General features: G+C 50.3%; 12 protein-coding genes. 8 read left to right on the forward strand and 4 right to left on the reverse strand.

Features of this window, described 5'->3' with window-relative positions; all coding sequences use genetic code 11:
- Positions 1-68: 68 nt before the first annotated feature.
- Genes RIC07_RS23405 through RIC07_RS23415 form a run of 3 tightly spaced genes read left to right on the forward strand, consistent with a single transcriptional unit; the run spans position 69 to position 6,413 of the window.
- Positions 69-800, forward strand: coding sequence for a hypothetical protein (locus tag RIC07_RS23405; protein WP_446396605.1), 732 nt, complete (start codon positions 69-71; stop codon positions 798-800).
- 16 nt (positions 801-816) lie between these two features.
- The gene (locus RIC07_RS23410) at positions 817-1,725 is read left to right on the forward strand and encodes a DUF1822 family protein (protein WP_446396606.1); all 909 of its coding nucleotides are present in this window, start codon (positions 817-819) and stop codon (positions 1,723-1,725) included.
- A 41-nt stretch (positions 1,726-1,766) separates the two neighbouring features.
- A complete protein-coding gene (locus tag RIC07_RS23415) occupies positions 1,767-6,413 on the forward strand; it encodes an nSTAND1 domain-containing NTPase (RefSeq protein WP_446396607.1) in 4,647 nt (1,548 codons plus the stop codon).
- Here RIC07_RS23415 and RIC07_RS23420 read toward each other — a convergent pair whose 3' ends face one another.
- The 3 genes from RIC07_RS23420 to RIC07_RS23430 form a co-directional block, all read right to left on the reverse strand.
- Positions 6,414-6,626: a hypothetical protein gene (locus tag RIC07_RS23420; protein WP_446396608.1), complete on the reverse strand. Its 213-nt coding sequence runs from the start codon at positions 6,624-6,626 to the stop codon at positions 6,414-6,416.
- A gap of 14 nt (positions 6,627-6,640) precedes the next feature.
- A complete protein-coding gene (locus RIC07_RS23425) occupies positions 6,641-6,871 on the reverse strand; it encodes a hypothetical protein (protein ID WP_446396609.1) in 231 nt (76 codons plus the stop codon).
- A gap of 255 nt (positions 6,872-7,126) precedes the next feature.
- Positions 7,127-7,288, reverse strand: coding sequence for a hypothetical protein (locus tag RIC07_RS23430; RefSeq protein WP_446396610.1), 162 nt, complete (start codon positions 7,286-7,288; stop codon positions 7,127-7,129).
- A 145-nt stretch (positions 7,289-7,433) separates the two neighbouring features.
- Between RIC07_RS23430 and RIC07_RS23435 the strand changes: the two genes are divergently transcribed.
- The 3 genes from RIC07_RS23435 to RIC07_RS23445 all read left to right on the forward strand — a co-directional run bounded on the left by RIC07_RS23435 (position 7,434) and on the right by RIC07_RS23445 (position 15,468).
- Positions 7,434-13,205 carry a translocation/assembly module TamB domain-containing protein gene (locus RIC07_RS23435; RefSeq protein ID WP_446396611.1) on the forward strand — a complete coding sequence of 1,924 codons (5,772 nt, stop codon included), beginning with the start codon at positions 7,434-7,436 and terminating at the stop codon, positions 13,203-13,205.
- A gap of 392 nt (positions 13,206-13,597) precedes the next feature.
- Positions 13,598-14,257: an SDR family oxidoreductase gene (locus RIC07_RS23440; RefSeq protein ID WP_446396612.1), complete on the forward strand. Its 660-nt coding sequence runs from the start codon at positions 13,598-13,600 to the stop codon at positions 14,255-14,257.
- Positions 14,258-14,472: 215 nt separating this feature from the next.
- Positions 14,473-15,468, forward strand: a complete 996-nt coding sequence (locus tag RIC07_RS23445; RefSeq protein ID WP_446396613.1) for a glycerophosphodiester phosphodiesterase — start codon at positions 14,473-14,475, stop codon at positions 15,466-15,468.
- Between the two features lie 218 nt (positions 15,469-15,686).
- Here the strand turns inward: RIC07_RS23445 and RIC07_RS23450 are convergent, their stop codons facing one another.
- Positions 15,687-15,887 (reverse strand): hypothetical protein, encoded by a 201-nt coding sequence (locus RIC07_RS23450; RefSeq protein ID WP_446365367.1) that lies wholly within the window; start codon positions 15,885-15,887, stop codon positions 15,687-15,689.
- Positions 15,888-16,717: 830 nt separating this feature from the next.
- Between RIC07_RS23450 and RIC07_RS23455 the strand changes: the two genes are divergently transcribed.
- Together RIC07_RS23455 and RIC07_RS23460 are read left to right on the forward strand one after the other, a co-directional pair.
- Positions 16,718-16,927, forward strand: a complete 210-nt coding sequence (locus tag RIC07_RS23455) for a hypothetical protein (RefSeq protein WP_446396614.1) — start codon at positions 16,718-16,720, stop codon at positions 16,925-16,927.
- Between the two features lie 126 nt (positions 16,928-17,053).
- Positions 17,054-19,552, forward strand: a complete 2,499-nt coding sequence (locus tag RIC07_RS23460) for a two-partner secretion domain-containing protein (protein WP_446396615.1) — start codon at positions 17,054-17,056, stop codon at positions 19,550-19,552.
- Positions 19,553-19,661: the final 109 nt, after the last annotated feature.

Consider the following 19,661-nt stretch of genomic DNA (forward strand, 5'->3'; position numbering starts at 1 on the left):
GATGGCAAAAGGTTCCCAGGAATTTATCCCCCTAGCGAAGGCACAAAAGCGCACAGTATTGAACGTCCATGGCTGACCCAGCATTTTCAAGCAATAATCAGGATGAGCAACTTCGCCAGCTTATTACCATCGTGCAGCAACACCCCCAAGAGAGTCTGGCTTGGCGTCTGGCGATGTATCGGCTACTCCGGGAAATTCAACAGCTTCCAAGACTAGCCAAATCCAATCATCCCGACTATGGTGAAGTTTTGAATGATACACTCAAACACATCGCTGAACAAATCAGGGACTTTCACCCTCAATCTGCTTCCATAACCGACAGCTTGACCAACTGGATCAACCTGAAACTGCGATTGCGCTACAAAATTCTTGACTTACATTCCTCACCCCAACCACCGCCCCTGTCTTTAGATGCGCCTCTGGGAGAAAGTCATATCACCTTGAGCGAAAAAATCGGCGATCGCACTCCCAGTACACTAGAGGAACTAGACGCCGTCCTCACCGACCAAATCAACCAGCAAAAACGGTCTACCGTGGGCATGAAACTGCAACATTACATCAATCAAGACCCAGAAGGACGACTGCGCCAGTGTCATCCCCAAGCGTTTCCCCACTGTCATTGCCAACTGCTGAGTCAACGATTGTTACTCAAGCAACCCCCTGACCGAATTGCCGAAATTGCCCGGGAATTTAACATCGATTATCACGCGCTTTACTGGCACTGGAAGCGCAAAGGGCTACCACTGTTGCAAAAAATTGCTCACAACTTTGGTTATTCGTCCGAAGCTGAACCAGAATGATTGAGACAAAACGCCCATGAATCCCACTGCTGCCCATCTCAGCGTCCCCCTCACCACCACCGCCCATCATCGGGCGCGACAATTTGCTTTAGAACAGACAACCCCAGCCAAAGCGAAACAAGTCTATGTGAATACCCTGGCGGTTTGGGCAGTACAGCAATGGTTAAACTGGCTTCAAATTCCCACAGACTGGGAACAGAGTAATAGTTGGCATCCCGGAATGCGGGCGTTAATGGATGTGGCAGATTTAGTCCTACCCCAGTTAGGGCGTCTCGAATGTCGTCCTGTCATGGCAAAAGACACTGAAATTACTGTGCCGCCAACCCCTTACTCAGACTTAATCGGCTACGTGGCTGTGCAGTTTGACAATGATCTATCGGACGTGAAACTTGTCGGCTTTATTCCGGTTAGGAACGTTGCATCAGAAAACCTACCCTTAACCGCATTGCGCCCCTTAGAAACACTCCTGGAATCTATCAGCAACCGGGAAACTCAGACGACTACTCCTGTGCATCTGAGTCGCTGGCGGCAACAAGTCTTTGACTCGAGTTGGCAAACCGTCGCCCAAGTTTTGGGGACATCTCCCAGCTTATCGGTACGGCAATTTTTGGTCAGACGTGCCAAACCAATGCGGCTGAAAACTGCCGTCAGCACTGAATCCGTCGCCTTAATTGTCACCCTGATACCCGCTAGTGAAACGCAACTGGGGATTCACCTGCAAGTTTGTCCCCTAGAGGCTCAAACCTCATTACCACCCAATCTGCAATTAAGAGTGCTAACCGGAACCGGAAGCCTATTTCGCCAGGTGACAGCCAAAGACGCCGACACCTTTATCCAGTTTGAGTTTACCGGGGAGTTGGGAGAGCAATTTCAAGTGGAACTGGTTTGGCAAGATGCCTATATCACAGAACTGTTTACTATCTAATCCGGTTTGTTTATGATTAACAATAAATCAGCATCAGGGACATGGGACAGCTTGTCATCTTTGACCTCGACGGCGACTTAGACCAAGGCGTAAACGTGACGCTGGAAATTCGTTCAGCCTGGGAGACGAGACGCGATCGCGCTGGGTTATTGTTGAAAACTCGCCGCCAAGGTAAGTTACCCCCTTGTCCCCAACTGAGTCAACAGTATCGTCACTGGCAAACCCTCTATCGCCAATTACTGCTGCTGTATCGCTTAGAAGAGCGTGCCAACCCCGTCACCAATGGTTCACGCACTACCGCCGTTACCACTTGCCAGCAGGAAGCCCAACTCTTAACCCAAACCTTTAACCATTGGCTGCAAGCTGAACCCTTCCGTCCCCTGCGTGAGCAACTGTTAGCCGAACTAGACCCCAGGGAACCCGTTTGGTTGCTGCTGCAAGTGCCAAATGACACCTTACGCCGATTGCCTTGGCATTTGTGGGAGGTTTTAGCCCCCTATCCTCAAGCCGAAGTTGCCTTGAGTCCCCCGATTTATGATCGTATTGAACCTATCGTTTCTTCCCGACAACAGCTCAGAGTTTTAGCCGTTTTTGGTCACCGTGCCGACATTGATGTCGATGGCGATCGCCGCCTGTTCGAGAGCCTTCCCCACCCCATAGAGACGGTATTTCTGGTCGAACCCTCCCCGCAACAGTTAACCCAGTATCTGTGGCAACCCCAAGGCTGGGATATTTTCTTTTTTGCCGGACATAGTGCCAGCCACGCCGACGGCACAACGGGACAAATTGCCCTGAACTCCCACCAGTGCATCGGGTTAGAATCCCTCAGCTATGCCCTCAAACAAGCGATCGCCCGAGGACTGCGTTTGGCAATCTTCAATTCCTGTGATGGTCTGGGGTTAGCCCGGTCATTAGAACGCCTGCATCTGCCGCAAACCATTGTCATGCGCGAACCTGTACCCGACACCGTTGCCCAGGCATTTCTTCAGCATTTTTTGACCGCTTTGGCAAGAGGAGAAGCCCTCTATTTAGCGGTGCGGCAAGCCAGAGAACAGTTGCAGAGTTTAGAAACCCACTGTCCCGGCGCAACGTGGCTACCGATCCTGTGTCAAAATCCCACCGCCCATCCCGATTTTTGGCAGACTGCACAGTTCATCCCAACTGCCCTACGCCAACACCCTTGTCCCTATCGCGGATTAGCGGCTTTCCAGGAAGCCGACGCCCCCTTTTTCTTTGGGCGGGAAACCGTCACTGCCAAACTGCACCAAGCGGTACAGCAGCGTCCCCTAGTCACGCTAATCGGTGCCTCTGGTAGTGGCAAATCCTCCCTAGTCTTTGCCGGATTAATTCCCCAGCTACGGCAACAGGGCAACTGGCTGATTGCCAGCTTACGTCCCGGCGATCGCCCTTTCTGGCGCTTGGCGGCTGCCTTGCTCCCTTGGCTCGAACCCTGTGGGGGAACGACTGACCAGCTTGTCGAAACGCAGAAGCTAGCGACAGCCCTACACCAGGGAGACATTATCCTCGCTGATATTATTGACCGTATCCAGTCGAGATCCCCAGCCCCTTGCCAACTCCTACTGGTCGTGGATCAACTGGAGGAGTTGTATACCCTGTGTCCCTCAACCGCAGAACGCCAACAGTTTCAAGATACCCTACTCGCCGCCCTGCACTCCCACACCAACTTTACCCTAGTCGCCACTCTCCGAGCTGATTTCCTGGAATCTGCCCTCTCCTACCGTCCCATGGCAGACGCCTTGAGCGCCAACCCACCCGAATTGCTCACTCCGATGAGCCGCACCGAACTGGCGGCGGCAATTACCCAACCGGCACAGCACTCAGGTTTGCAAATGGCTGACGGTTTAACTGAACGACTCCTGGATGCCGTCGGTGTGGCAACGGGGAATCTGCCGTTACTGGAATTTACCCTAACCCGACTCTGGGAACAGCAAAACGATGGCAGTCTCACCCATGAGGCTTATGATCATCTGGGGGGCGTCGAGCAGGCGTTAGCTCAGTATGCCGAGCAGGTGTATGGTAAACTGGACGCCGATGCCCAAAACCGCACCCAGCACATCTTTACTCAACTGGTGCATTTGGGAGAGGGTACGGCTGATACCCGCCGCTTTGCCACAGCCACAGAAATCGGGGCGGCGAATTGGCAGGTTGTCTGCGACTTAGTGGCTGCCCGGTTAATTGTGATTCGCCAAGCTGACGGTAGAGAATCAGCCGTCGTAGAAATCGTCCATGAAGCCCTGATCCAACACTGGGGAAGATTACAGCAATGGCTAGCCGCCGATCGCAGCTTTCGCCTATGGCAGGAACGATTGCGGGTGGCGATGCGCCAATGGCACGCCAATCATCGCTCTCCTGATGCCCTGTGGCAAGGGGTACTGCTGTTAGAAGCACAGCATTGGTATGAGCAACGGCAATCCTCACTGAGTCGGCAGGAACAGGACTTTATTCACGCCAGTTTCACCCACCAAACCCAAATCCGTCGCCAGCGCGATCGCCAACGTCGTCGCTCTGTGGCGAGTCTCACCAGCGGTTGTGTCACTGTTGTGGTGTTAGCAAGCCTAGCCATCTGGCAGTGGCAACGGATTCAGTTCGCCCAAGTCAATGCCCAACTGGATGCAGCGAGTACATCGGTGGCAGAACTATCGGCTGTGGGTTTAGAGTTAGAAGCCCTGGTTGCTAGTATCCACACGGGTTGGCAGCTTAAACAGTTACTCGCGGCTCATCCTCATACCCGTACCCAAGTGATTACTTCGTTACAGCAATTGCTTTATGAGAGTCGCGAATTTAACCGCCTCGATGGTCATACCCGCACAGTAATTGCCACCTGCTTTAGTCCCGATGGGCAAATGCTGGCATCGGCTAGCGATGACCGGACTGTAAGGCTGTGGCGGCGTGATGGTGAACTCTTGGCAACGCTTAGGGGACATGAGGATTTGGTCAGAAGTGTCAGTTTCAGTCCTAATGGTAAAATTCTGGCATCGGCTAGCTATGACCACACGATTCGCCTCTGGCAACCGGATGGGACGCCTGTGGCGGTGCTGACGGGACATACTGACAAAGTGAATAGTGTTAGCTTCAGTCCCGATGGACAACTGTTTGCCTCTGCGAGTGCTGACCGCACGGTGAGGGTATGGCAAACCGATGTCAATGGTATTCCTCAGTCGGGGGCGATCGCCCTGAACGCTCATCCCAGTTGGGTGTTAGCCGTCAGCTTTAGCCCCGATAGCCAAATTCTGGCTTCGGCAGGGAGTGATGGCACGGTGAGGTTATGGCAACGGGATGGTACACCTGTTGATGTTTTGCAGGCACAACAGGGTTCGATTCGTAGTATTAGCTTTAGCCCTGATGGTCAGTCTTTAGCCGCCGCCACCAACCAAGGTGAAATAGTCCTGTGGCAACGGAATCACCAGGGTAAGTTTAGTTCCCCCCAGGTTCTCACCGGACACCGCAAAAGAGTTTGGCGGGTGCGTTTTAGTCCTGATGGTCAGTTCTTGGCTTCGGCTGGTGCGGATAGGTCTGTGAAGCTATGGCGTCGCGATGGGACGTTGGTGACGACGTTGGACGGGCATACCGCTTCAGTCTATGATGTGAGTTTTAGCCCAGATAGTCAAATTCTCGCCTCGGCGAGTGCAGATACAACCATTCGCCTGTGGTATACTCATCAGCGCCAGCGCCCTCATTTACAGGGGCATTTAGCGGCAGTGAATCATATTCGCTTTAGCCCGGATGGAGAGATCCTGGCGACCGTTAGCGATGACCGCACCTTGAGGCTATGGCGTAGGCATGGCAAACATTTGGCAACTCTAAGGGGTCATCAGCAATCGATTCACCGCCTGGAGTTTAGCTTAGATGGTCGGCTGATCGCTACAGCCAGCGCGGATGGTACGGTTAAACTCTGGACGATTCAGGGACAACTTCAGCAAACGCTGCCCCATCACGCTGGGGTGCGGGATGTGGCGTTTAGTCCGGATGGACAATGGTTAGCCACGGCTGGGGATGATGCCCGGATTGGACTCTGGCGTCAACGTCCGACGGGTCAGTTTACGGTTCACCACTTTCTCCGAGAACATCAGGGGCAAGTTTTATCGGTGGCGTTTAGTCCGGATGGTCAACGTTTAGCATCGGGTGGCAAGGATGAAACGGTGAAGTTGTGGCGATGGGACAACGGGGAGAATCCGAGTTGGCATCTTGAGCAAACCCTCACAGGACACTCCAGTTGGATCGATAGTGTCAGCTTCAGTCCCAATGGTCAACTGTTGGCTTCGGCTAGTGCTGACAGTCGTGTGAAACTGTGGCGACGGGATGGCAGGTTACAGGCAACGTTAACGGGACATCGAGACCAAGTCAAGCAGGTAGCCTTTAGTCCCGATGGTCAAACCCTCGCCTCTGCCAGTAGCGATCGCACGATCAAGTTTTGGAGTCTCCAGGGAACGCTATTGCAAACCCTGAAAGGACATGATAATCAGGTCTTGAGTCTAGATTATCACCCGGATGGGCAAACCTTAGCGTCTGCGAGTCGTGATCGCACCGCTATTCTCTGGAATCTGAATTTAGATGAGTTACTCGAACAAGGTTGTGTTTGGAGTCAAGACTATCTGTGGACTAACTCTACCTTAACTCCAAGCGATCGCCGGGTTTGCCCCCTCAATTCCTCGGTTAAATTGGATTGATCAGCTACTGCTGGGAAAATGTACGACAATGATAGAGGTGTCTTGCTGGGTTCGGGCGATCGCCTCTGGTTCTCCCCCCAAGGTGGGAATCGCCAAAAGGTAACTGGGATGGGTACTTGCCGTGAGTCTCAGTAAATCATGACGTTGCACCATCCGCGACACATTCTGCACAAAATTCCCCCGCATTTCCACCAACGCCGTCGTGCTTGCCAATCCCCAACAGGCGCTTAAACGGCTTGAGACTCTAATGAACAAACCCGCTCATTCAGGCGTGATACGATCCTTAACTCGTGGGGATAGCGGGGACGTGGATCATCCACTAACCAAATCGGGGGAACCATCATGGGTTCATAAAAGTCAATACAATGTGTGGTTCCTGGTTGTGCTTTCAATTCCACCAGAGAACCCGGTAGATATTCAAAGGCTTCATCCCAATCGATCGCTGTCTCGACATCCATAAGATTATATCAATGTGATTACCGCAACCTACCCACCGATCCACTGCACTGATCTGAGTCAAAACTCTCAGGTAGATTCTATTTCTGTAGCTAATGATACTTTTTTGCGGTAATGCTAGTCTATTTCTGGAGGAATAAATTTACAAATCCTGACATTATCAGGTTTTGATGACAAGACAGCAGAACTGACGTAAGGCAGAAATAACGCCAACAGCTAACATCTCCCCCATCTTCCAGACGTAGCCTGTTACGTTTCTATATTGCTCCCCCAGCTCCCCCAGCTCCCCCAGCTCCCCCAGCTCCCCCAGCTCCCCCAGCTTCCCCAGCTCCCCCAGCTTCCCCAGCTCCCCCAGCTCCCCCAGCTCCCCCAGCTTCCCCAGCTTCCCCAGCTTCCCTTGACCAAACGAACTTAGTCATCTACCCCTATGGGGGGAATTGGCGTATTCTAGTATCCGTCTATAGTAAAAGTAAAAAACTAAGCCTTCCCTGACTGAAATTAGCTAGCGATCGCACTCACCCAGCAACCTAACCGCCTTCTCTTTCCCGGCGTGAATTAAGGACTATGACCAATGTACCCCCTCCCAATAACGAACCGGAATCCAATTCCAATGAACAACCAGAATCTCCACCTCCCAGGCGATCGCGACGTCGGCGTTGGTTAATTGGGATCAGTATCATCCTGCTGGTGGGAATCGCTGGGGGGATGGGTTTTGCGTGGTATTTTATCCAACAGATGTTGGCACCCTTGGTGGCAAGAAACCTCACCCAACTTCTACAACGCCCCGTGGAAATTGGCGAGGTTGAACGCTTTTCCCTGAATGGGTTGCGCTTTGATAGCGCCGCCTTACCCCCTACGGATACCGAACCCGATCGCGCCTCGATTGAAGCGGTGGAAGTTCAGTATGATTTACTCCCCCTGATATTCGACCGTCGGTTAGAATTAAAGGTTACCCTAATTGAACCTGATGTCTATATCGAACAAGCCGTCGATGGATCATGGATGCCCTTGGAACTTAAAGAGCAAGGAGAACCGGGTCCAATTGAGGTAGATTTGCAACAGTTAGGGGTACGGAATGCTGATGTACAGCTTGTGCCTCGATCCACGGAAGGCAAACAGCAATCCCCCGTCGCGATCGCAATTCCCCAAGGAAGTAGTCAATTCTTACAGGATAATGAGATTATTCGCTTCGATGTCCAAGGTGAAATCGCTAGTGGCGGAACCTTTAACCTGAAAGGGGAACAGCTTTTCCCGACTAGCACCACTCATTTACAGGTTAATGGGCAGAATGTCAATGCCAGTACCTTAAATCGCCTAATTCCCCTCCCTCTAGACGTAAAAGCAGGTAACGTCGGCGGGGACTTAGAAATCACGGTTAAACCCGATCAACCCCTCCAGTTTCTGGGAAACGCCACCCTCAACAACGTAACCGCCCAAGTTCCCCAACTTCCCCAAGCCTTTGCCAATACCAATGGACGACTACGCTTCAAAGAAACAACCATTCGCTTAGAAGATGTAACCACCCAATTCGGGCAAATTCCCGCCACTGCCAATGGTAGCGTTGATCTAGAGACAGGATTTAATCTCACCGCCCAAATCCAAGCGATACAGATTAAGCCTGTTTTGCAAACCTTTAATCTGGAAGACACGCCCGTTCCCCTGTCCGGAGAAGTCAAAGCCGCCCTGCTAGTAACGGGATCTTTGACTCAACCTGTGGTTAAGGGAGAAGCCGTCACCACGAAACCGACTCAGATTGATCGCGTCACCTTCAGCACGATCAGTACCGATTTTACCCTCACCACACCCGCCCAACCGCAAGATCCCACCCGCCTCGCCGTTCGCAACCTGCAAGCCCAACCCGCCATCGGTGGCAAAATTACTGGAGAAGGTGTCATTGAACTGGGGGAAAAGGGAGGATTACAATTTAACTTGCAAGCTAATAACCTGCCAACCACGGCACTGGCAAAAACCTACAACACCACCCTACCGATTCCCGTCGGTAATCTCTCCGGAACTGCCCGAATTTTCGGTCCCTTGGATAATCCCCAAAACATCCGCGCCACGGGAAGGGCAACGGTGCAAGCGGCTGGGGGTACAGTCACGGCGACAAATCTGCAAGTTCTGGATAATCGTCTCACCGCCTTAGTCCAAGCCCAAGGGGTGGAACTGTCTCAACTGGCTGATGTGCCATCGCAATTTCAGGGGACGGTAGCCGGTCAGTTTACCCTATCAACCCCTTTGGATCAGTTTGCCTTATCCCAGATTCGCGCCCAGGGTAGGGGACGCCTAAATCTGGCAGGAGGAACGATTGGCGTCGAGAATATCCAACTGTCCCAAGGGCGCTGGCGGGCTAATGTTGATGCCAATGGGGTGCAGTTGGGAGAGTTAGCCCCGCAAATTCCGGACGCCCTACAAGAACCGATCAACGCCACGTTTGCCCTGTCTGGTTCTCTGGCAGATCCCTCGGTTTCCGGGATTAGCGGCATTGGTCAAGTGACGCTGACAGCGGCTGGGGGACGGATTAATCTGGAGGAGGTGACTCTAGACAAGGGGCGTTGGCAAGCCCGAATAGACGCGAATCGGATTCAGTTGGCAGAATTTGTGCCTCAATTACCGCCTCAATTGGAGTCGCCGTTTAGTGGTACGTTTGTGGCGTCGGGTTCCTTGGATGAGTTTTCCCCATCAGCGATTAATGTAGCCGGTGAGGGACAACTGAATGTGGGTGGGGGAACCGTTCAAGTGTCGAATTTGGATGTAAATGCTGGTCGTTGGCAAGCTACGGTGGCGGCGAATCGGGTGGGATTGGCGGGGGTTGTGCCTCAGCTACCGTCGCAATTGTCGGGGAATTTAACCGGAATTATGAATCTGTCCGGGAGTCTGGATCAGTTAGCGCTGGAAAGGATTCGGGGGGATGGAAATGCTTTAATTAACCTGGCAGGGGGTGTTGTCCGGGCAAGGGAGATTAATCTCGCCGCCGGACGTTGGCAGGCAGATGTGCAAGCGGCGGGGCTGGAGTTGGCGAGGTTAGCGCCGGAATTACCGCCGCAGTTTGCTGGGGTGTTTGCCGGGAATTTTGACCTGTCGGGGTCTCTTGAGAAGGTGGCACTGGATCAGATTCAAGCCCAAGGTCAGGGCAGATTAGCCGTGGCGGGAGGTACGGTGAGGGCGACGGGGGTACAGTTAAATAATGGGACGCTACAAGCCCAGTTAAACCCGGAAGGGATTGCATTGGCAAGGTTTGGGGAACAGTTGACAGGAACCTTAAGCGGCAATGTGGATGTCTCCACCAGTTTAGAGACATTAACCCCAGAAGCGATCGCGCGATCGCTAACGGCGGCGGGTCAACTGCGATTTAGTCAAGGATTTGCCCTGATCGACCGTCCTGTCAATACCACATTTCGCTGGACAGGTCAAGGGATAGACCTACAACAGTTAACCGCCGAGGGACTCTCTGCTAGTGGGTTTATTGGCGTGAATCCTGCCCAGTTGGATCAAGGAATTGGGGCGGTGGGGAATTTTAACCTGGATGTGGCAGCAAATAACTTAGAGTTAACCGAACTCTCGGCGTATTTACCCCCAGCCGCAGCGGATGTGGATGTGGCGGGATTGGCAGATTTTACGGGTACAATTGCCGGGACAGTGACAAATCCTCGTGTTCAGGGGAATTTGGAACTGGAGGACTTTGCCGTCAGTGGGTTGACGTTTGAAGAGGAACTCGCTGGTCCAGTTAGGGTGATACCCGGAGAGGGTGTGGAACTCGATCTCCAAGGTGAGACCGATCAGATTGAAGTAGCCCTGGGATCGGATTATCTTCCTGTTTCCTTTAACATTCGTCGCGGGGATGCGATCGCAACGGGGACACGCCAGGGTAATGTGCTACGGGTGAATACAGAAAATATTCCCATCGCCTTGATTAAAGATATCGCCCCGGTGCCTGCCGCCCTGCAGACTCAACCCTTGGTGGGTGATATTTCTGGGGAAGTAGCAATTAATTTGAATACCTTTGACGTGGCGTTAGACCAAGTGGAATTAACCGGTCCAATTTTTGGCAGTCGTTTGCCCGGGGAAGCGACACCAGGGGAAAATCTGTATAGCCTATCAGGTCGAATTCAACAAACACCCACGGGACCTCAGTTTCAAGGGACGCTGAATATTGAACAGGGACAACTGGAAACCCTGGTGGGGGGCCTACAGTTAATCGACTTGACCACAACACCACCCACCACCCCCACCGCACCCTTGGATATCGCCCAAGTGGGAATGCCCCAAGCCAAATTACACACCCAGCTGCGCCGTCTCTCGGAAATTGAAACCCTGCTGCGACAGCAGCAACAGGCGGAGGAAGAAGCAGAGATTCTGCCTGATTTAGAGGAGTTAGATGGCACATTTAGTGGTACGGTACGAATTAGTGGCTCGTTGGCATCGGGAATTAATGCCAAATTTGATATCGAGGGACAAGACTGGGAATGGGGTGATTATCAGGTTAACCAAGCAACAATTCAAGGCAGCTTCCAAAACGGAGTACTGACGCTGCTTCCGGTTACCTTGCGATCGGGAGAGAGTTTTGCTACATTTTCCGGGACAATTGGTGGTGAAACCCAATCGGGTCAGTTACGCCTAGAAAACTTCCCCATCGCCCTAATCCGAGACGTGGTGGATTTACCGCCTGCGATCGGCTTTTTTACTGGCAATCTGGACGCCACGGCCACGCTTTCGGGGAGTTTAGAGAATCCCCAAGCCAGAGGATCAGTGACGGTAACCGATGCGACGCTGAATCAAGAAGCGATTGAAACCTTGCAGGGGAGTTTCAGTTACAGTGATGCCCGATTGCGGTTCTTAGCCGAAAGTATACCCACAGACGAGGGTGAACCTCAATTGGTGGTTCAGGGGAGTATCCCTTACCAGTTACCTGTTCCAGACGCGATCGCCCCTGAGAGTGAGGTACTCCGCCTGAGTGTGAATGTGGAAGACGAGGGGTTGGCTTTATTAAATATCCTTACCCGCCAGCAAGTTGTCTGGAGGGGGGGAAGCGGAAGCGTGAATTTGGATATTCAAGGCAGCTTTGATCAAGAAGAAGGTCGTCCCAGAGGAGTGAGGGCACAGGGAACTGCGATCGTAGAAGGGGCGACGATTGCCTCGCAAACCCTACCTGAACCGCTGACTGATGTGACGGGGGAAATTGAGTTCAACTTTGACCGGGTTGATGTGAATAGCTTGACGGCGAACTATGGTGGCGGTCAAATTACGGCAGCCGGAACCCTGCCCATCTCTCAGCCCATTCCTCAGCCAAATCCACTAACTGTGAATATTGGGCAACTGGCAATTAACCTGAAAGCCCTATATCGAGGTCAGATTCAACAAAGTCAGGTGGTGTTGACTGGGACAGCATTGAATCCCACGATTGGTGGTGAAATTAACTTAGTTGATGGTACTGTACCACTACCTGAGCAAGATGGCGGTGCGGGAACTGCTGTAGGAACTGGGGGTAATACGGAGGAGGGTATTGTTTTCGAGTTTAATGACTTAAAAATTACCCTGGTGGAAGATATTCAAATTAGAAAGGCACCGATTTTGAATTTCCTTGCCGAAGGGACTCTAATAGTGAATGGAACCTTAGAAGATTTGAGACCCAATGGGGTGATTCAGTTAACCCGGGGTCAGGTGAATTTATTTACCACTCAATTCCGGTTGGCGCGGGGGTATGAAAATACAGCGGAATTTATTTCCGGTCAAGGACTTGATCCTTATTTAGATGTGCGTTTAGTCACATCAGTTGCCGAAGCCACCCAACGGCGACTACCTACAGACGCTGAGTCCGCCGAAATTGCCGATGTGCCTGATTTTGAGTTGGGCGCAGTGCAAACGGTTCGGGTTGTCGCCCAGGTGGAAGGACCAGCGTCTCAACTGGAGGATCGGTTGGAATTGACGAGTACACCGGCACGCAGCGAAGCGGAAATTGTGGCGATGTTGGGTGGGGGATTTGTGGATACCTTAGGGCGAGGGGATAGTACGTTGGGGTTGGCGAATCTGGCGGGTTCAGCGGTGTTGGGACCGGTGGGTAATTTTATTGCGGATGCGTTACCGTTGAGTGAGTTTCGCCTATTTCCGACGATTATTCCTGATGATGAAGAACGGGCTTCGAGTTTGGGATTTGCGGCTGAGGCGGGGGTTGATATCACGCAAAATTTCTCGGTGTCGGTGTTGAAGGAGTTAACCACTGGGGAACCATTTCAATACAATCTGCGTTATCGGCTGAATGATAATGTTTTATTGCGAGGGGGAACTGATTTTTCTGGGGATAGTCGGGCGATTATTGAATACAGGCGGCGATTTTAGCGCGGGGGTGTAGGGGCGGGTTTTACGAGCGGGGGGAGCAGGGGAAGCAGGGGAAGCAGGGGGAGCAGGGGAAGCAGGGGGAGCAGGGGGAGCAGGGGAAGCAGGGGAAGCAGGGGAAGCAGGGGAAGCAGGGGGAGCAGGGGAAGCAGGGGGAGCAGGGGAAGCAGGGGGAGCAGGGGAAGCAGGGGGAGCAGGGGATGTATAAAGAGTGCTGTAATATCTCAACCGTATCTGGCACAATAGCGTAGTGGACTGACACAGCTAAAATTGTGGAATAGATTTGACGTTTAAACTGGGCGCACGCCATGCGCCCCTACGGTTTCCGGGCGTAATTCTAATTCATCAAATAAGGTGTGCCACACCAGTAGGGATTAAATTTACATCAATATAGCATGGCAACTTATTTAGTAACAGGCGCAAATCGAGGTATCGGCTTAGAGTATTGCCGACAGCTAACCGAACGAGGAGAAACCGCGATCGCAGTTTGTCGAAAAACGTCTGAAGCCCTCGACAGCTTGGGTATCCGGGTGGAGACGGGGATTGATATCACCTCAGATGACTCTGTTGCTGACTTAGCATCACGTTTAAAGAATACTCCTCTCGATGTATTGATTAACAATGCCGGAATTTTGCGGAAAAATACTCTCCCCCAGCTTGACTTTGATGCTATCCGGCAGCAGTTTGAGGTCAATGCGTTGGGCGCGTTGCGTGTCACCCAAGCGTTACTCCCCAATTTGGGTGCGGGTGCTAAGATTGCGATCATGACTAGCCGCATGGGTTCTATTGAAGACAACACCTCAGGTAATTCTTACGGCTACCGTATGTCGAAAGTCGCCGTTTCCATGGCGGGTAAATCTCTGTCGATTGATTTAAAACCCCGTCAAATTGCCGTGGCTATTCTCCATCCGGGTATGGTGAGTACAGATATGACAGGTCATAATGGTATTTCTCCCCAAGAAGCCGTTCAGGGACTTTTAGCCCGCATTGATCAGCTCAACTTGGAAAATTCTGGTACGTTTTGGCACGCGAAGGGGGAAGTATTACCGTGGTAAGCTCAGTTCAGTCGCTCGAAAAGTTTTCGGTTGAGATCGCTCCAGGAGCCGGGTTGTAGGGGCGGGTTTTACCGATAGCATTTTGGAGACAACCTCTAAATGAACTAAACCCGCCCTTCTGTGAGAGCAGGGGATGGATGTTCCAAATGCGCCATGGTGCGTCTGGGGAGAAGACAATAAAAAGAGGGGCATATATATGGGGCATATATATAAGGATGCGATCGCGTGACCAAAAATCCCGTCCTTTGGTGATTGCTCACCGAGGCGCAAGTGGCTATCGTCCCGAACATACCCTCGCGGCTTATGAGTTAGCGATTCAGATGGGGGCGGATTACATTGAACCCGATTTGGTGATGACACAGGATGGGGTATTGGTGGCGCGTCACGAGAACGAAATTTCGGGTACTACCGATGTGGCGACTCGTCCAGAATTTCGCGATCGCCAAACCACTAAAATGATTGATGGGCAAACTGTCACGGGTTGGTTTACTGAGGACTTTACTCTGGCAGAACTAAAAACCTTACGAGTCAAAGAACGATTACCTCACCTGCGTTCGCCAGAATTCGATGGGTTGTTTGATATCCCTACTCTGGTAGATATTATTGAGCTAGTTCAACGCCAAAGTGCTGCAACTGGACGCATGATTGGCATTTATCCAGAAACCAAGCATCCCACCTACTTTACCGCGATCGGACTCTCGTTAGAAGAACCGTTGGTAAATATCCTCAACCAGTACGGATTGTGCGATCGCACTTCCCCTGTGTTCATCCAATCCTTTGAAACGGCGAACTTGAAAGCGCTCAAGCAGATAACGGATGTATCCTTGGTACAGTTATTAAATAACACAGGTCAACCCTACGATTTTATTGCTCATCCTCAACACCATGACAATAGCAATCGGACGTATCGAGATCTGGTAACGCCTCAGGGGTTAAGGGAAATTGCTGATTATGCAGATGCGATCGGAGTTAACAAACGTTTAATTGTACCCACGGGGGCGGATGGTTACTTATTACCCCCCACCTCGTTACTCGATGACGCTCATGCTCAGGGTTTGCAGGTTCATGGCTGGACATTCCGCAATGAAGAGGTTTTTCTCGCCCCCGACTATCAAGGTAATCCTGAATTGGAGTATCAGCAATTCTATCGGCTGGGAATTGATGGACTTTTCAGCGATTTCCCAGACACGGCGCTTCGCGCTGGGCAATAGGCAATAGGCAACACCTCGGACTTCGGCGTGAGCGCGGACCCCTGAGCCTGTCGAAGTTCAGTCGAACGCTTCGCTCGGTGTGTCATAGGCAATAGGGGGGAGAAATACTGATTATATAGGGCTTTTAGCCGTTATTCAGCCTTTTGATTTGTAAATAGACCAGCGCGACCTGCTGTAACTGAAATGCTTACTAGAGTTGGATTGTAGCGATTTATGGTTCAAGGCTCATTGGGAAAATAGTCTCTTGAGATGGCTGCCCACTTGATCAGATGAGACTGAGTTGACTTCCCTTTCACCGAATTTTCACGATTGAGATCTTTAATGCGGGTGGATGTGAGTTCAAGGTAAGCGTGTTGCTCAATCAAGGCAATGGAGTTAAGTATCTTTCCGCCCAAAATAAACTTAAAGGCAAGATTCATGGGAATTTCCCGCTATACAGATGTGAGGGGTATGTCTGGAACAACCTGCGAGGGAAAGAGTTCTATCTTCAGGAGGCTGAGTAAAATTACTTACTTGTAACTCAGTATGGTGGGAGATGTGAAGCGAAACCATGTCAGTAATTCTATAGTAAGTTTAAAGTTACGAATTATTGCGTCATAATCCTTAATATAAGCAAATCTTACATTACAACTCTTAACATAAACTTACTTTGTTAAAAAACTCTGACAAAAGAATAAAAAGCAACCCATGTACCATAAGGATTTCACGGTTGCAACCCTCCAGCGAAGAATCGATATATCTCACTTGGACGGAAAAGAGAAGTCCCATCCGGCTCGACGAATAATTTAATCCCATTCAATGGATAACCGTAACTCAAACACCACTAAACCCAGGATGTATTTCAAATGTATTTCGGTTCAACTACAGTCATAGCCTATAGTCTACAGTTTTGGGTATTACGTTTAATTGCCTCTAACGCCGTAACTTCGGTGTACTCCTTACTCCAGAACTTCTGTAAAGAAAACTTAAGGCATAAGATGTGCTTATTAAGCGTGTATGAACTCTAAATGAAGCTTTGGTAAAGTTCATTGATTTGGGATTTTCTCTTGCTATAGTTTAATTATAGAGCAGTGACAGAAAAAGATTTCTCTAAAACTTCTACTAATCGGGTGCGTCACTGACAGGGTAACTCCAACAACTGAATAAAAAGTCTCTAATAAGAGCAATTTATCTCTCAAAATCAAATTTTAGGGCTAGGTGAATCAGCACCAAGCTCACAGGTTCGTACATCTACTCGGAGAAAAGAAAAATGAAACTCGTTGCATCTACCGCGATCGCTCTCAGTCTAACATTTTCTACTCAAGTTGGCGCAGCTCCTGTTTCCGCCAATGCCAGCATGGAGAATAGAGTTAGGCAAGACCAGCCTGTGAGTCCTCAACAGCAGATAGAGGATGCGACAAGTGCTGATGGTAGTTATTGTACTCCTATGCTCCGCTTCTGGTTTCCTTATTGTGGATAAAACAACTATTTAAACTTCACGAAATACCCTCTTTGGAGAATAATTATACTTCAGGCGCAGAGGTAATTCAAACCTGAATGGGGTGTAAGTTGTTAGACTCTTACTATTGACCCCTGAGGTAATTATATGGAACGACGATGCTATCCATTCTGGTTCTTGGCAACTCTTCCCTATTGCTTTCTAATTTCAGTCAGCTCTGTTCAAGGGCAAGTTGTCCCAGATGGAACATTACCCACAAATGTTAATAGTTCAGACAATCTTCAATTCACGATTACTGGAGGCAGCCAAGCCGGAGAAAACCTTTTCCATAGCTTTCATGAGTTTTCTGTGCCGACAGGTGGAGCGGCTTGGTTTGACAACACTTCTACCGTTCAAAACATTATCAGCCGTGTGACCGGAAATTCAATCTCGAACATTGATGGTTTACTCAAAGCGCAAGGTAATGCCAATTTATTTCTCCTCAATCCTAATGGCATTATCTTTGGTACTGAAGCAGCGCTAGATTTGGGTGGTTCTTTTATTGCTAGCACAGCCAATAGCGTCAAATTTGCCGATGGCACAGAGTTCAGTGCCACTAATCCTTCAGCCTCATCGGTACTTACTGTCAGTGTTCCTGTCGGACTACAATTTGGAAACTCTCCAGGACGGATTATCAACCGCTCTCAAGCAAGTCGGGGTGAGCCGCAGGAGCAATTGAATGGTAGTTTAACTTCTGCGGGTTTGAGAGTAGATCCAGATAAAAGTTTAGCACTTGTAGGTGGTGAAATTATCTTAGAAGGCGGGAATCTAACAGCACCAAGTGGGCGGATTGAAGTAGGAAGCGTTGGTGGCAACAGTCTGGTTCAGTTGAATCTAACAAATCAAGGTTTGGCTCTAAGTTATGAGAAGGTTGAGAATTTCCAAGATATTCACCTATCTCAAGCAGCTATTATCGATGTAACGGATCTGGGTCCTTTTCCTTTGTTTAATAGTGGAGATATTGGCAGTGGTGATATTCAGATACAGGGCAGACATATAACACTCACTGATGGCTCACAAATTTCTTCTGTCACGTTTGGGTCAGTTTCAGCCGGCACTATAGTCGTAACTGGCTCAGAATCAGTAGAACTGATTGGATTTTCTGATTTGCGTGAGAGGTCTAGTAACATAAACACTATCACGTTCAATAACGCAGATGCAGGAAACATAAAAATTACTACTCGGCGATTAATTCTCCAGGATGGAGCAGGAATATCTACTAGTTCGTTTCCATCCAGAATCGGTCCGGTTAATACAGGTCGCAGTGGAAACTTAACTGTAACAGCCTCTGAATCGGTACAAATAAGTGGCAGTTCCCCAATCGTTGATGCGAGTGAATTAAGGGTTGATACCGAAACCAATGGAGATGCTGGAAATTTAGAGATTACTACAGGACGACTGATTATTGAGGACGGCGGGAAGGTGTCAGCAGCTACCTCTGGTGCAGGTCAGGGTGGAATGATAACGGTCAATGCCTCAGATTCGGTAGAAATCATTGGTACAGGTGTTGGTAGAGAGAATCAGATTAATTCCAGTGCTTTAGAAGCTTCAAGTCAAGGAACAGGCGATGCAGGAAACTTAACAATTACCACCAATAACTTGAGACTCCGAGATGGAGGAAAGGTATCAGCAGCTACCTCTGGTGCAGGTCAGGGTGGAACGTTAACGGTAAGCGCCTCAGATACTGTAGAAGTTCTTGGTAATGGTTTAGGAGAAGATGGTCAGCTTCTGCCTAGCCGATTGGAAGTTTCCAGTGAAGGAACGGGTGATGCAGGAAATTTAGCTATTACTGCCAATAACTTGAGACTCCGAGACGGAGGCGAGATCAGGGCGACCTCAACTCAAGCAGGGGGAGGTAACATTGACATCACGGCTGACGACGATATTCGTCTACGCGACGGTAGCTTGATTAGTGCCAGTGTTTTTGAGAGTGTCGGTGGCGGTGGCAATATTACCATTAACTCCGATGTTTTTATCGCTCTAGAAGATAGTGATATTCTGGCAAATGCGGTTGATGGCAGGGGCGGTGATATCACCATTATCTCTCCCGTATTTCTGGCGGACTTTTTCTCCAGTGGTCAAGGAACAGCCGTAGGTCGCAACCCAGGTTCGTTCGAGCCATTTCGGGGTAATGACCGAGTGGATATTTCAGTTGAGGCATTGGGTAGCGGTGATACAGGTAATTTATTTATATCCTCGCTGAATTTGAATCAAGATTCCCTCTCGCCACTATCAACCAATTTTCTGCCGCCAGAACAAGTGATTGCTGATAGTTGTCTCACTCACCGCAATAAGGAGCAAGGTAGCTTTATCGTTACAGGTACGGGGGGTTTACCGAATAACCCCTATGATCCGTTACAGGGTAACTATTCCGTTACTCAGGTTCAGGGAATTAGTGGCGATGCTGGACAACAAGCTACTGCGCCAACAGTCAATTCCCCATCCTCAACCCCCAGTTTCTGGAAACCGGGCGACCCAATTCAAGAAGCTCAGGGTATGATGGTAACGTCTGATGGACGTGTCGTCGTGGGTACGGCTCCGGAACTGGTAGCGATCGCGAATGCTGATGATTTAATCTGCTATCAGGCTGCATCACAAGAGGAATAGGCTGCGCGATCGTTTTACCCAATCGACTGGAACTTATGGGCAAAACTGACAGGCTCCCGAAGTCGGGGCGGGTTTAGTCAAGTTATCGGTTGGTGAAAAAATGTTATCG

It is taken from the genome of Coleofasciculus sp. E1-EBD-02, from assembly GCF_040218245.1.
Lineage (GTDB): Bacteria > Cyanobacteriota > Cyanobacteriia > Cyanobacteriales > Coleofasciculaceae > Coleofasciculus.

Coding starts and splice junctions, on each gene's coding strand:
- RIC07_RS23430 (WP_446396610.1), bottom strand. CDS start 7,288: ATGACTAAGTTCGTTTGGTCAAGGGAAGCTGGGGAAGCTGGGGAAGCT.
- RIC07_RS23410 (WP_446396606.1), top strand. CDS start 817: ATGAATCCCACTGCTGCCCATCTCAGCGTCCCCCTCACCACCACCGCC.
- RIC07_RS23435 (WP_446396611.1), top strand. CDS start 7,434: ATGACCAATGTACCCCCTCCCAATAACGAACCGGAATCCAATTCCAAT.
- RIC07_RS23425 (WP_446396609.1), bottom strand. CDS start 6,871: ATGGATGTCGAGACAGCGATCGATTGGGATGAAGCCTTTGAATATCTA.
- RIC07_RS23415 (WP_446396607.1), top strand. CDS start 1,767: ATGGGACAGCTTGTCATCTTTGACCTCGACGGCGACTTAGACCAAGGC.
- RIC07_RS23460 (WP_446396615.1), top strand. CDS start 17,054: ATGGAACGACGATGCTATCCATTCTGGTTCTTGGCAACTCTTCCCTAT.
- RIC07_RS23405 (WP_446396605.1), top strand. CDS start 69: ATGGCTGACCCAGCATTTTCAAGCAATAATCAGGATGAGCAACTTCGC.
- RIC07_RS23455 (WP_446396614.1), top strand. CDS start 16,718: ATGAAACTCGTTGCATCTACCGCGATCGCTCTCAGTCTAACATTTTCT.
- RIC07_RS23450 (WP_446365367.1), bottom strand. CDS start 15,887: ATGAATCTTGCCTTTAAGTTTATTTTGGGCGGAAAGATACTTAACTCC.
- RIC07_RS23445 (WP_446396613.1), top strand. CDS start 14,473: ATGCGATCGCGTGACCAAAAATCCCGTCCTTTGGTGATTGCTCACCGA.
- RIC07_RS23440 (WP_446396612.1), top strand. CDS start 13,598: ATGGCAACTTATTTAGTAACAGGCGCAAATCGAGGTATCGGCTTAGAG.